Source organism: Pseudomonas putida (genome assembly GCA_041879295.1).
Classification (GTDB): Bacteria; Pseudomonadota; Gammaproteobacteria; order Pseudomonadales; family Pseudomonadaceae; genus Aquipseudomonas; species Aquipseudomonas putida_Y.
Map to the genome: position 1 here is coordinate 3,643,050 of CP047152.1, position 13,213 is coordinate 3,656,262.

Annotated in this window: 7 protein-coding genes; 5 read left to right on the forward strand and 2 right to left on the reverse strand. The window is 62.0% G+C overall.

The window, feature by feature from the left end; all coding sequences use genetic code 11:
- The first annotated feature begins 83 nt into the window (after positions 1-83).
- Together metH and GST84_16760 are read left to right on the forward strand one after the other, a co-directional pair.
- Complete coding sequence (metH, locus tag GST84_16755) at positions 84-3,791, forward strand: methionine synthase (GenBank protein ID XGB13893.1); 3,708 nt, start codon at positions 84-86, stop codon at positions 3,789-3,791.
- 169 nt (positions 3,792-3,960) lie between these two features.
- Complete coding sequence (locus GST84_16760; GenBank protein ID XGB13894.1) at positions 3,961-4,176, forward strand: DUF2970 domain-containing protein; 216 nt, start codon at positions 3,961-3,963, stop codon at positions 4,174-4,176.
- A gap of 362 nt (positions 4,177-4,538) precedes the next feature.
- On the opposite strand, the gene GST84_16765 is transcribed toward GST84_16760, so the two are convergent.
- The gene (locus GST84_16765; protein XGB13895.1) at positions 4,539-5,615 is read right to left on the reverse strand and encodes a substrate-binding domain-containing protein; all 1,077 of its coding nucleotides are present in this window, start codon (positions 5,613-5,615) and stop codon (positions 4,539-4,541) included.
- Positions 5,616-5,828: 213 nt separating this feature from the next.
- Here GST84_16765 and GST84_16770 point away from each other — a divergent pair, with 213 nt between their 5' ends.
- Together GST84_16770 and GST84_16775 are read left to right on the forward strand one after the other, a co-directional pair.
- Positions 5,829-7,481: a nitrite/sulfite reductase gene (locus GST84_16770; GenBank protein XGB13896.1), complete on the forward strand. Its 1,653-nt coding sequence runs from the start codon at positions 5,829-5,831 to the stop codon at positions 7,479-7,481.
- On the forward strand, positions 7,465-7,959 hold the full coding sequence (locus GST84_16775) for a DUF934 domain-containing protein (GenBank protein XGB13897.1): 495 nt from the start codon (positions 7,465-7,467) through the stop codon (positions 7,957-7,959). The genes GST84_16770 and GST84_16775 overlap by 17 nt, the downstream gene beginning before the upstream one ends.
- A gap of 46 nt (positions 7,960-8,005) precedes the next feature.
- Here GST84_16775 and GST84_16780 read toward each other — a convergent pair whose 3' ends face one another.
- On the reverse strand, positions 8,006-12,193 hold the full coding sequence (locus tag GST84_16780; protein ID XGB13898.1) for a hypothetical protein: 4,188 nt from the start codon (positions 12,191-12,193) through the stop codon (positions 8,006-8,008).
- 203 nt (positions 12,194-12,396) lie between these two features.
- On the opposite strand from GST84_16780, the gene dkgB reads away from it, so the two are divergent.
- Positions 12,397-13,200, forward strand: a complete 804-nt coding sequence (gene dkgB, locus GST84_16785; GenBank protein XGB13899.1) for a 2,5-didehydrogluconate reductase DkgB — start codon at positions 12,397-12,399, stop codon at positions 13,198-13,200.
- Positions 13,201-13,213: the final 13 nt, after the last annotated feature.

Consider the following 13,213-nt stretch of genomic DNA (forward strand, 5'->3'; position numbering starts at 1 on the left):
TGCAAATGGGCGACATGCCTAAAAACCGCGCAGCTTTGTTATGATTCGGCACCTTCTGATATTTGCCCGACCAGGTAGTTCCTATGTCCGACCGCAGCGCTCGTCTCCAAGCACTCCAGAACGCACTCAAAGAGCGCATCCTGATCCTCGACGGCGGCATGGGTACTATGATCCAAAGCTACCGTCTAGAGGAACACGACTATCGTGGCACGCGTTTTGCCGATTGGCCAAGCGATGTGAAGGGTAACAACGACCTGTTGCTGCTCAGCCGCCCGGACGTGATCGCCGCCATCGAGAAGGCTTACCTGGATGCCGGTGCCGATATTCTCGAAACCAACACCTTCAACGCCACGCAGATTTCCCAGGCCGACTACGGCATGGAGTCGCTGGTTTACGAGCTGAACGTCGAAGGCGCGCGCATCGCTCGCCAGGTTGCCGATGCCAAGACCCTGGAGACGCCGGACAAGCCGCGCTTCGTCGCCGGCGTGCTCGGCCCTACCAGCCGGACCTGCTCGATTTCCCCGGACGTCAATGACCCTGGGTTCCGCAACGTCACCTTCGACGAGTTGGTAGAAAACTACATCGAGGCCACCCGCGGCCTGATCGAAGGCGGCGCCGACCTGATCCTGATCGAGACCATCTTCGACACCCTCAACGCGAAGGCGGCGATCTTCGCCGTGCAGCAAGTGTTCGAGGACGACAACGTCGAACTGCCGATCATGATCTCCGGCACCATCACCGACGCCTCCGGCCGTACCCTGTCGGGCCAGACTACCGAAGCGTTCTGGAACTCGGTGCGTCACGCCAAGCCGATTTCCGTGGGCCTGAACTGCGCCTTGGGCGCCAAGGACCTGCGCCCGTACCTGGAAGAGCTGGCGACCAAGGCCGATACCCATGTGTCCGCCCACCCCAATGCCGGCCTGCCGAATGCCTTCGGCGAGTACGACGAAACCCCGGCCGAGATGGCTGCGGTGGTCGAGGAATTCGCTGCCAGCGGCTTCCTCAACATCATTGGCGGCTGCTGCGGTACCACGCCGGGGCACATCCAGGCCATTGCCGAAGCCGTGGCCAAATACAAGCCGCGCGAGATTCCGGAAATCGCCAAGGCCTGCCGCCTGTCGGGCCTGGAGCCGTTCACCATCGACCGCCAGTCGCTGTTCGTCAACGTCGGTGAGCGTACCAATATCACCGGTTCTGCCAAGTTCGCCCGGCTGATCCGCGAAGAGAACTATACCGAAGCCCTGGAAGTCGCCCTGCAACAGGTCGAGGCCGGCGCCCAGGTAATCGACATCAACATGGACGAAGGGATGCTCGACTCCCAGGCGGCCATGGTCCGGTTCCTCAACCTGATCGCGGGCGAACCGGACATTTCGCGCGTACCGATCATGATCGACTCGTCCAAGTGGGAAGTGATCGAAGCCGGCCTCAAGTGCATCCAGGGCAAGGGGATCGTCAACTCCATTTCCATGAAGGAAGGCGTCGAGCAGTTCAAGCACCACGCCCGCCTGTGCAAGCGCTATGGCGCTGCCGTGGTGGTCATGGCCTTCGACGAAGTCGGCCAGGCCGACACTGCCGCGCGCAAGAAGGAAATCTGCCAGCGCAGCTATGACATCCTGGTCAACGAAGTGGGCTTCCCGCCAGAAGACATCATCTTCGACCCGAACATCTTCGCCGTCGCCACCGGTATCGAAGAACACAACAACTACGCCGTCGACTTCATCGAAGCCTGTGCCTATATCCGCGACCACCTGCCCCACGCCCTGAGCTCGGGCGGTGTGTCCAACGTGTCGTTCTCGTTCCGCGGCAACAATCCGGTGCGTGAGGCGATCCACTCGGTGTTCCTGTATCACGCGATCCAGAACGGCCTGACCATGGGTATCGTCAACGCCGGCCAGCTGGAGATCTACGACGAGATCCCGGCCCAACTGCGTGAGAAGGTCGAGGATGTGGTGCTCAACCGCACCCCGCATGGCACCGATGCACTGCTGGCCATCGCCGACGACTACAAGGGCGGCGGCGCAACCAAGGAAGTGGAAAACGAAGAGTGGCGCTCGCTGCCGGTGGAAAAACGCCTGGAGCACGCGCTGGTCAAGGGCATCACCGCGTTCATCGTCGAAGACACCGAAGAATGCCGCCAGCAGTGCACGCGCCCCATCGAAGTGATCGAAGGCCCGCTGATGAACGGCATGAACGTGGTCGGCGACCTGTTCGGCGCAGGCAAGATGTTCCTGCCGCAGGTGGTCAAGTCGGCCCGAGTGATGAAACAGGCCGTTGCTCACCTGATCCCGTTCATCGAGGCCGAAAAAGGCGACAAGCCGGAAGCCAAGGGCAAGATCCTGATGGCCACGGTGAAAGGCGACGTCCACGACATCGGCAAGAACATTGTCGGCGTGGTGCTGGGCTGTAACGGTTACGACATCGTCGACCTTGGCGTGATGGTGCCCGCGGAGAAGATCCTGCAGACGGCCCGCGAGCAGAAGTGCGACATCATCGGCCTGTCCGGCCTGATTACCCCGTCGCTGGACGAAATGGTCCACGTTGCCCGCGAAATGCAGCGCCAGGGCTTCGAACTGCCGCTGATGATCGGTGGCGCCACCACCTCCAAGGCGCACACGGCGGTCAAGATCGAGCCCAAGTACAGCAACGACGCAGTCATCTACGTCACCGACGCTTCGCGCGCGGTCGGCGTGGCCACCCAGCTGCTGTCCAAAGAACTGAAGCCGGGCTTTGTCGAGAAAACCCGCCTGGAATACGTGGACGTGCGCGAGCGCACCGCCAACCGCAGCGCCCGCACCGAGCGCCTCAGCTACGCCCAGGCTATCGCCGCCAAGCCGCAGTACGACTGGGCCAGCTACCAGCCAGCGGTGCCCTCCTTCACCGGCGTCAAGGTGCTGGAGGACATCGATTTGCGCACCCTGGCCGAATACATCGACTGGACCCCGTTCTTCATCTCCTGGGACCTGGCCGGCAAGTTCCCGCGCATCCTCACCGACGAGGTGGTTGGCGAGGCCGCTACGGCGCTGTACAAGGATGCCCGCGAGATGCTCGACAAGCTGATCGACGAGAAGCTGATCAGCGCCCGCGCGGTATTCGGCTTCTGGCCGGCCAACCAGGTGGCCGATGACGACATCGAAGTCTACGGCGAAGATGGCCAGGCACTGGCCACCCTGCACCACCTGCGCCAGCAGACCATCAAGCCGGACGGCAAGCCCAACTGGTCGCTGGCCGACTTCGTCGCACCGAAAGACAGCGGCGTGACCGACTATGTAGGTGGTTTTATCACCACCGCCGGCATCGGTGCCGAGGAAGTAGCCAAGGCTTACCAGGACAAGGGCGACGACTACAGCTCGATCATGGTCAAGGCCCTGGCCGACCGCCTGGCCGAAGCCTGTGCCGAATGGCTGCACGAGCAGGTGCGCAAAGAGCACTGGGGCTATGCCCGCGACGAGCACCTGGACAACGAGGCGCTGATCAAGGAACAGTACAGCGGCATCCGCCCTGCTCCTGGTTACCCGGCCTGCCCTGACCACACCGAAAAGGAAACCCTGTTCCGCCTGCTCGATGGCACCGCCATTGGTGAAACCGGGCCGAGCGGGGTGTACCTCACCGAGCACTTCGCGATGTTCCCGGCGGCGGCGGTCAGCGGCTGGTACTTCGCCCACCCGCAGGCGAAGTATTTTGCCGTCGGCAAGGTCGACAAGGACCAGATCGAACGTTACAGCGCACGCAAAGGCCAGGATGTCAGCGTAAGCGAGCGCTGGCTGGCGCCTAACCTGGGGTATGACAGCTAAACGACTGAGCTGGCTTCTTCGCGGGCTTGCCCACACAGGTATGAAACAGGCCTCAAGGGCCATGATTTACCTGTAGGGGCGGGTGTACCCGCGAAGAGGCCGGCACAGGCAACCTCGCAACCATTGCCTACACTGTCCCTGATTGCCTCTGATTTCCCCAGGAGCCACCATGGACGATTCCAGCCAGGGCAAACCCCCGACCCTCTGGCAGATGCTTCACAGCATCCTCGCCGCCGCCTTCGGCGTGCAAAGCGGCAAAAACCGCGCACGCGACTTCACCCACGGCAAAGCCAGCCATTTCATTGCGCTGGGGGCGCTGTTCACCCTGGTGTTCATCGCGATTTTGATCGGCCTGGTGCAGTTGGCCCTGCACCTGACCCGCTAACCTGTGCCGCCCTCTTCGCGGGTAAACCCGCGCCTACAACGGTCCTGCGTCATTTTCAAGGCAGATGTTTCCACTGCGCAGAGGCGGGCACAGGCAATAATAAAGCGCCGGCGGGATTCCCTCCCGCAGGCGCTCCTGTTACATCACGGTCTTGAGTTTCAAGTCACTGGTGGCTGACCCAATACACGGCAGTGACTACCACCAGAACGATCAGGCAGAGGATCGCCCAGGCATCGACACTGCTGTCAGCTTTGCGGACCTTGGTTGGGTTTCCCATTGCATTGCCTCTTGTAGTGGTTATGGGAATGCACTTCACCACCAGCAGTTAAGACGAGCAATGTCCTTCCCTCAAGCGGGGTCATTCAATATTCGACCGGTGACGCCAGAAACGGGTAACGGTAACCGGGCGGCCGCCCTTCGGCACTGTAACGCCGGAAATCGACGCCGTAGTCGTCCCTTTCCAGCAGCTTCAACCAACGCCTGGCCTTGGCCTGATCGATTTCCTGCAATACCGGAACACGGCGCTCGCGCAGGCCGTCGCGGTTCAACGCCAGACCATGGGCATCATCGTGCAGCATCACCATGGCCCAACCGCCAAGGGTGAAATGCCCCCCCATCAGCACGCTCAAGCGCCCATCGATACGCGCGCGCAAGGCTTCGGCCGAGCTGTTGACGGCACCGAACAGCACATCACTCCCCGGTGTATACCCGGCCTCCTCGAACGCCTGCATCGCACCAAAGGCCATCTGGTCATTGGCCGACCACACCAGGCGGGTGGCCGGGTAACGCTCCAGCAACTGTTGCGCCTGCTCGTAGGCGCGCTGGCGGTTCCAGCCGCCGTATACCACCTGCCGCAAGCGCACCTGAGGGAAATCGGCCAAGGCGCGGCGCATGCCCTCAACGCGCAACTGCGAGGCCGGGGTGGTCTTGACCCCGGCAAAGGCAAGCAGATCCACCGGCCCTGCGTTGCGAGGCAGTTGTGCGAGCATCGAGTGCAACATCTGGTAGCCCGCCTGCTCGTCGTTGCTCATCAAGGTACCCAGCGGCTCGGCATACTTGTCGGGCTGAGCCTCGATGCTGAGGCGCTGGCTGGCGGTCAGGCCATTGTTGACCAGCAGCAGTTTCACCCCGGTGCCACGCGACAGGCGCAGGATTTCCGGTGCCACGTACTGCTCGTTGACCAGTACCAGGTAATCCGGCCGCTGCGGCGCGTTCAGGATCGTCCGGGCCTGGGTCAGTATCAGGTCGGCGCGGCGCTCGCTGTATTGCACCTGCAGGGACATGCCCAGCTCGTCCGCGGCGGCCTTCATGAAGCGGGTATAGCTGGTCCAGAATGTCTCGGTGGACAGCCCCGGGTTGAGAAACACCACCGAAGCCGGTTGCGCATTTGCCACCAGTGGCAAGGCTAGGCACAAGCTTTGGCACAGGGCCTTGAGCATGGGGTCACATCTCTGCGAAGCAAACGCCGGATTATAAACGCCTGGCGACACTCAACGCACAAATGGCAGTCAATCTCACATAGTCCATTTGGTTCTTTTCATATGCAAAAACATCACTTTAGCGCATAACCGCAACCTGATATCGTTCCCCGGCTCCGTACCGGAGTGCGCGGCCGTGCGCGCGAATAGCTGCATGCCTGAGACAGGACTTTTATGTACGTATACGACGAGTACGATCAGCGGATCATCGAGGACCGCGTCAAGCAGTTCCGTGATCAGACCCGCCGCTACCTGGCCGGTGAGCTGAGCGAAGAAGAATTCCGCCCTCTGCGCCTGCAGAACGGCCTTTATATCCAACGTTTCGCGCCGATGCTGCGTGTCGCGGTGCCGTACGGCCAGTTGAACGCCAATCAGGTCCGCACCCTGGCCAAGATCGCTCGCGACTACGACAAGGGCTATGCCCACATCTCCACCCGCCAGAACGTGCAGTTCAACTGGCCGGCGCTGGAGGACATCCCCGACATCCTCGCCGAGCTGGCCACCGTGCAGATGCACGCGATCCAGACCAGCGGCAACTGCCTGCGCAACACCACCACCGACCAGTTCGCCGGTGTGGCAGCAGACGAAATCGTCGACCCGCGCCCGTGGTGTGAAATCGTCCGTCAGTGGACCACCTTCCACCCGGAATTCGCCTACCTGCCACGCAAGTTCAAGATCGCCATCAACGGCTCGCAGGAAGACCGCGCCGCCATCGAAGTGCACGACATCGGCCTGGAGCCGGTGCGCAACGCTGCCGGTGAACTGGGCTTCCGTGTGCTGGTCGGTGGTGGCCTGGGCCGTACCCCGGTGGTGGGCTCGTTCATCAACGAGTTCCTGCCGTGGCAGGACCTGATCAGCTACCTCGACGCCATCCTGCGCGTGTACAACCGTTACGGTCGCCGTGACAACAAGTACAAGGCGCGGATCAAGATTCTGGTCAAGGCCCTTACCCCGGAAGTGTTCGCCGAAAAGGTCGAGGCCGAAATGGTCCACCTGCGAGGCGGCAGCACCACCCTGACCGAGGCCGAAGTGCAGCGTGTGTCGCGCCACTTCGTCGACCCCGAGTACCTCGCACTCGACAACGTCGACTACACCGCACTGGATGCCGAGTACCCAGGGTTCGCCCGCTGGCGCTCGCGCAACACCCGTGCCCACAAACGCCCGGGTTACGTGGCTGTGACCCTGTCACTCAAGCCGACCGGTGTTGCTCCGGGTGACTTGACCGACAAGCAGCTGGACGCCGTGGCCGACCTGGCCGAACGCTACAGCTTCGGCTTCCTGCGCACCTCGCACGAGCAGAACATCATCCTCGCCGATGTCGAGCAGCGCCAGCTGCACGCGCTGTGGCTGGAACTGCGCGAAGGCGGCTTCGCCACTCCGAACATCGGCCTGCTGACCGACATCATCTGCTGCCCGGGTGGCGACTACTGCTCGCTGGCCAACGCCAAGTCGATCCCGATTGCCGAGTCCATCCAGCGCCGTTTCGACGACCTGGACTACCTGTTCGACATCGGCGAAATCGACCTGAACATCTCCGGCTGCATGAACGCCTGCGGCCACCACCACGTGGGCCACATCGGCATCCTCGGCGTGGACAAGAAGGGTGAGGAGTTCTACCAGGTGTCGCTGGGCGGCAACGCCGCGCGCGGCGCAAGCCTGGGCAAGATCCTTGGCCCGTCCTTCGCGCAGGATGACATGGCCGATGTGATCGAGAAGCTGATTGCCGTGTACGTCGAGCAACGTACCGAGGAAGAGCGTTTCATCGACACCTACCAGCGTATTGGCATCGACCCCTTCAAGGAACGCGTCTATGCAGCGAATCATTAAGAACAACCAGATCGTCGACGAAACCTGGCACCTGCTGCCCAAGGAAACCTCGTTCGACGAGCTGACCAACTGCGACGACTACATCGTCCCGCTACAGATGTGGCGCGACCATGCCCATGTGCTCAAGGCCCGCGATGGTGGCTTGGGTGTATGGCTGGACAGCGACCAGGAAGCGGAGGAAATCGGCGAAGACGTGCACCACTTCCAGGTCATCGCCCTGAACTTCCCGGCATTCACCGACGGCCGCAGCTACTCCAATGCGCGCCTGCTGCGTGACCGCTACAAGTTCAAAGGCGAACTGCGCGCCATCGGCGATGTGCTGCGCGACCAGCTGTTCTTCATGGCCCGCTGCGGCTTCGACGCATTCGCCATCCGTGCCGACAAGGACCCGGAAGACGCGCTGCAAAGCCTGAAGGACTTCTCGGTGACCTACCAGGCCGCCACCGACGAACCGCTGCCGCTATTCCGCCGCCGCTGATCGTCCCGCCCCAGCGAACAGCCCGCCTCTCGGCGGGCTGTTTCGTTCATAGGCCGTGGCGTTGAATTGCCTCTCGGCTCAATTCAAGCAAAAGCTGCCGTTTCGCTGCCTCACGCTCTGCGCAGATATGCTCGACTTGGGCAAAATAGTCGCCATCGCTCAGCGTTTTCGATTGTTCGAGCAACGCATCCAGGCGCTGCTGAAAAGGCTCGTCCAGGCGGCTGAAGCGCGCCGCCTGCTGCTCGTGCAGATAGTCCTGCCAGAAGGATCGATCTGCCAGCGCCTGAGCCAAGGCTTGTGGCGTTTCCTGCCGCAGCACCTCGCTGCGCGCGGCGTCCAGGTCTTCACGGCCAACGCCGCTGAAACTCTCATACGAAAGATGGCTGGGCTGCACGGGAAGGTCGAGGCTATCCGCCAGCCTGACGCGATAGGTCAAGTAAACCTCAACGGGATCGTTCGAAAAGTAATCCGCAATATGCCGCGCGGCAATTGCGTTGACTTTGTCCAGGCGGAACAACGAACGCCCCAGCCTGACCAGCGCCCGCTCTTTCTGCAACCCGGTACCGGCTGTTCCGGCCCTGACGACCATCGCGCCAATCTCCAGCTCGCTGAGCGTCAGCAGCAACTCGTCGCTGCAACTGCGCGGCCGGGCAACTTGCTCGAACAGGCTCGCGCGTACTTCAGCGTGCTGCTCGCAGGCTTCGAGGATATGCCACACTCGCGCCTGAAGGTCGCGCGGTTGTGCGTCGTATTCGCGCAGGGCGCGTAAATCATAGAAAAAGCGGAACAGATCCTGTGCCCCGGCTTCCTGGCTCAAGCGGTTCCAGCTCGCCAATCGCACCTCGCGCTGGGCTGGCGTGAACCCTGAAAACCAAGGGGCTGCAGCGTTCGGGATCGAAGTGGCATGAGCTGCACGTCGACGCTCAGCAGCCCCGGCCGACGCCCTGGCCAACTGCAAGCGCTGCAGGGTTTCGTCCGAGAGTGGATTGTCGTGCAGTTCCAGGCCCCGCAACAAGCGAAGCGGCACTAGGGACAACGCTTCAGGCAGCGTCTGGATCTGGTTGTCACGCATGTCCAGCAACTCCAGATTACCGTGCCTGGCCAGATCAGCGGGCAGTTCGCCCAGCCCGGTGTTGCGCAAGGACAGCCGGCGCAGCAGGGGGAAAGACGCCAAGGGTGGCAGCAAACCGACCGGGTTGCCGTTGAGCTCCAAACGGCGCAGCTCCACAAGCTGGCTCAAACGCAGGTTATCCTCGCTGGAAAGCACGATCTGGTTGCCGCCAAGGCGCAGGTTTTTCAATTCGGTCAGTTGCTCGACACCTGCAGGAAGGCGAGTCAGCCGGTTGTTCCGCAAGTCCAGGTTGCGCACCTTGCTGAAGCGACCAAGAAAGCCCGTATCAAGGCTCGTCAGCTGCATATCGCGCAGGGTCAGGTGCGTGATGTGGTCGAAACTCACATTTTCAGGCAAAGCCGGCAGGTCACCCACCCGCTCACCCACGAGGGTCAGGTGGTAGTCACCCGCCACCTCCCCAGGGGTAAAGCGCTGCCAGCTTGCCGTAATGCGCCTGGCAACCTTGATACGACGCAGGCGGCGAACAATGTTCAGCCCTGCGTCATTTCGCCAGGCTTGCAATGCCTGCTTGAGGCTGACCTTGGCCTGTAGCAGTTGGCTGACATGGTTCCACGGATCCACCCCCCGCTGCGCCAGGTCTTGCAGGTAGACCTCCAACTGCTCACTGCTCATCACCGGATACACGTGGTTCAACGTGCGGCGCAGTGCCTGGCGGGTCCCTGTCAGGTGGCCACTGAGCGGGTAGCCCAAACGCCCATCGAACAACCGCACAGGAGGGCGAATCCCCTGCCCCACACGGGCCAGCCCAATCATCCGGGCCGCCGACTCACGGTCTGCGAGTGCCTCACGCCCAAGCCGCTCACCCAGTGCGTCATCCGTCATCTGGCTCATACCAAGCAACTGTCGCTGACGGCTGTCCAGTTGCTGTCTCAACGTCTGCAGCAACCCACCCCTGCCCGCGGCAGGCAGCTCAACGTTGACCCCGGTCGACCAAGGGGCGATGGCATCGATCAGGCCCAGCGCGAGCTTGCCGGTATCGTCATTTTCTGCCGCGGCCTGGCGCAACCCTGCACAGGCACGGTCTATTCGGCTGTCGCGTATTGCCCAGCGTGCACGCTCCGCCAAGGCCAGGGGTACCCGGCCCGCGCCAGTCAGGCTCTCGATCTCGACACTGCTGGCTCCCTCGACGATTTCCCGTGCGCAGCGGTGGGAAAGGCCTGGGAAGTCCCGCATCAAGACCCGGTCCGCTGCTTGCGGGCTGATCTGTCGCTCGTTGAAGACCTCCTCGAAAGCTTCACCTCGCAACGCTGGAAAATCACGGTGCAATTGCTGGCGCTCGATGGCATCGAGCAAACGTGCCGGCGGGGGCGCATTTTCCAGTAACAAACGGCGCAGGCAGTCAGCATCGAAACCGGTTGCCTGCAGCGCTACGGATACCGCCTCATCGGGCACCTGCGCCGTGCGGCTGGCAAGGCGGCGCACCATGCTGGCGGGGTCATGCCAGCGCTGCGGTTGCTCGAACTCATGCACCCATCCCCCGGCACCATTGTGCTCAAGTGCCGGTGAATACGCCCCCGGCCTTGATGGATGATGAATACGCCATGCGCCATCGTCCCCTTCGCTCACTTCATAGACAGCATCGTGCAGGCGCCTCAGCGAACGGCCAGTTTCATTCACGGCCTGTCCTACCATCAGATCGACGCCCTCACGCTGATAGCCCGACAAGGACGGATCACACAGCCGCAACTGGCCATCGCCCAGGCTTACCGGCACCATGGCATCCACCCGCGCCACTCGCTGTGCCAGCTTGCCAAGTGCCGCCGCCCCGGCCGTCGTCACCGCCGCTATCACGACCGTGTCGGCCACGTTGAACAAGTGGCCCAATGCGGCGTCGCGATCACCCAACTGCCAATCCTGGTAGCCTTCGTACACCTCACCCGCCAGTTGCACCACCGTAAGCCCCAGCAGGGCCTGCCCCAACACAGGCACAAACAGCGCTGCCAAGCCTGCCACGCTCAAGCCCAAGTCCAGATAACCCTGCAAACGTGCGCGGCGGTCGGCGATATCCTCATCCTCTGTCGATACCGCCAGTACCCGCGCGTCATCCCGCATTTTGTCGATCCGGGCTTGGCGCAGCGCGACGAACACGTCGCCCTCGATCGCAAAACAGCGGCCATCCAGCTCAAGCGGAAGAACAGTATTACCGTGGTTGAGCAGCGCGTTCAGCGTCGCGCAGAAGGCGACGCGATCACGCTCTGCGACGAAGCGCTGGAAGTACCGACGATACGCTTCATTACGCAAGCGTATGCCAAGGGTCATGTACAGCAGTTCCCAGCTGGTGTGCCAACTCACCGGGGCATACGGGTCCTCAGGCAACCACGCGATAACGCCAAGCAGGCGGGCGTTCTGACGCACTTCGATCACCAGTGCGCCAATGACTTCCTTGCCCAACAGCCTCAGTGTGTGACACTTCAACACGGTGTCGTCGGCTGGCAGGAAAGACGCTGTGCCCACCACCTGGTTGATCCACTGACAGGTCTGCTCATCGATTTCACCCTTGATCCTTGCGGCGATTGCAGCAAGCGCCAGGTTGGCGCTCATCGCCTCCTCCAGGGTGCTCTCGACGGCCACCCCCTCGCCTTCAAGCTTCGCTTGCAAATGGCTTTGATAACGCCTGCCGATATCAAGGTCTCTGCAAAGGCGGACAAAGGCTTGCGCACTTAGCGGCAGCAGGTGCCCGCTAGCAGTGACCAACTGCGACCCGGCCGCGAACCAGCCAGGCTGCATTTCCTTTTCGTGGAAGTTATGCAGTGCCGCCGAGAGCAGGGTCTGGGTGCTGACGATGCGTGTCGAAGTGCTAGGTAAAGCAGGAGATATCGACGGTCTTGGCTGCAGCGTCACCAGCCTGAGCTGTGCCTGGCGCAGGTCTACCTGCCTGATCGAATGGGCCTCAAGTGCTCTTTTGAGCAACGACTCGGCGAACTCATCCAAGGGGGTTATGGCCCCTAACCAGGCGTCGACTTGGTCCTGCGCCCGCTGTTGGCGCAAAGCAGCGGCGCGCAGCCCTGTCAGCTCTTGGGCAGACGCGCGCTTGAGCCAGCCTGGCAGCTGACGGGCAATCAGCGCATCGATGGAATCGGCGGGTATTACTGAAGGGGTCATGGGCAGCCTCAACGCTTGATAAAAAGCGCTAGCTGAACAAGGTTCCAATCCCCTCGGGCCCTATTTATGTAGTGAATGCACAGCTTGAAAATGTATTTGTGCCTACAGGTCAAATGACTTTGGCGCCGTAGCGGCTTATTCGCTGCCGTTCAAACCTGCACACTGGGCACCACATGATCCTCCCCCTATTCAGGAGCAACCCCATGAGCGTTCCTTCCTTCGGCCTCGGCACCTTCCGCCTCACCGGCCAAACCGTCATCGACTCGGTCAAGTCTGCCCTGGCAGTCGGCTACCGCGTCATCGATACCGCACAGATCTACAAGAACGAAGCCGAAGTCGGCCAGGCCATCGCCGAAAGCGGCGTGCCGCGCAGCGAGCTGTTCATCACCACCAAGATCTGGGTCGACAACTACGCCGCCGACAAGCTGATCCCCAGCCTGCGTGACAGCTTGCAGAAGCTGCGCACCGACTACGTCGACCTGCTGCTGATCCACTGGCCAGCGCCGGGCAACGGCGTAGAGCTGCCCGAGTACATGAAGGCCCTGGCCGACGCCAAGCAGCAAGGCCTGGCTCGCCAGATCGGCGTTTCCAACTTCAACATCGAACTGACCAGGCAAGCCATTGCCGTGGTCGGCAAAGGGGAAATCGCCACCAACCAGATCGAGCTCAGCCCGTACCTGCAGAACGGCAAGCTGACCACGTTCCTCAAGGAACAAGGGATCACCGTGACCTCGTACATGACCCTGGCCTACGGCAAAGTGCTGAAAGACCCGGTGCTGACCCAGATCGCCGCCAAGCACAAGGCTACCGTCGCCCAGGTCGCCCTGGCCTGGGCCTTGCAATTGGGCTATGCCGTGATCCCGTCATCGACCAAGCGTGAAAACCTGGCCAGCAACCTGCTTGCCCGTGGCCTGAAGCTGGACAGCGACGACATGGCACGCATCGCCAAGCTGGAGCGCAATGGCCGCGAGGTCAGCCCTGACGGCCTGGCGCCAACCTGGGACTGACACCGATGACTGC

What these genes read in the sequence shown, in the direction of transcription:
- GST84_16770 (XGB13896.1), top strand. Translation starts at nt 5,829, where the DNA reads ATGTACGTATACGACGAGTACGATCAGCGGATCATCGAGGACCGCGTC.
- metH (XGB13893.1), top strand. Translation starts at nt 84, where the DNA reads ATGTCCGACCGCAGCGCTCGTCTCCAAGCACTCCAGAACGCACTCAAA.
- GST84_16780 (XGB13898.1), bottom strand. Translation starts at nt 12,193, where the DNA reads ATGACCCCTTCAGTAATACCCGCCGATTCCATCGATGCGCTGATTGCC.
- GST84_16775 (XGB13897.1), top strand. Translation starts at nt 7,465, where the DNA reads ATGCAGCGAATCATTAAGAACAACCAGATCGTCGACGAAACCTGGCAC.
- GST84_16760 (XGB13894.1), top strand. Translation starts at nt 3,961, where the DNA reads ATGGACGATTCCAGCCAGGGCAAACCCCCGACCCTCTGGCAGATGCTT.
- dkgB (XGB13899.1), top strand. Translation starts at nt 12,397, where the DNA reads ATGAGCGTTCCTTCCTTCGGCCTCGGCACCTTCCGCCTCACCGGCCAA.
- GST84_16765 (XGB13895.1), bottom strand. Translation starts at nt 5,615, where the DNA reads ATGCTCAAGGCCCTGTGCCAAAGCTTGTGCCTAGCCTTGCCACTGGTG.